The organism is Hwanghaeella sp. 1Z406 (assembly GCF_048892425.1).
Taxonomy (GTDB): domain Bacteria; phylum Pseudomonadota; class Alphaproteobacteria; order UBA8366; family Aestuariispiraceae; genus Pacificispira.
Window position 1 is genome coordinate 1 of record NZ_JBLZHU010000042.1, and the last position, 305, is coordinate 305.

Annotated in this window: 1 protein-coding gene; it reads right to left on the minus strand. The window is 51.5% G+C overall.

All coding sequences use genetic code 11. From position 1 onward, the window contains the following. The coding region (locus ACOSDR_RS20280) for a hypothetical protein (RefSeq protein WP_420732353.1) at positions 1 to 305 on the minus strand (305 nt) is incomplete at both ends.

The window sequence follows — 305 nt, forward strand, 5'->3', positions numbered from 1 at the left end:
GTTTGGTGGGTCCTCATCTTCATTACGTTTTCTGGACAAACGTACACGGATACGGTATGGAACATTCCTTATTCCTTTGGCCCAGACGGCTTTATTGAGCCTGGTATCAATGCGCACATCCGGAGTCCCCATCTCCTTCATGGCAAATTTCCGGATTTCTTTGAGTGCCCGAGGAGCACGCTTCTTGAAGCCCACTCCATGGATGCGCTTGTGAATGTTGATGGTGTATTCTCGGGTCACCACCTCGTTGATGGCAGAACGGCCCTTCTTCTTCTCGCCACCCTTCTTTGCGGGAGCCATTCTGC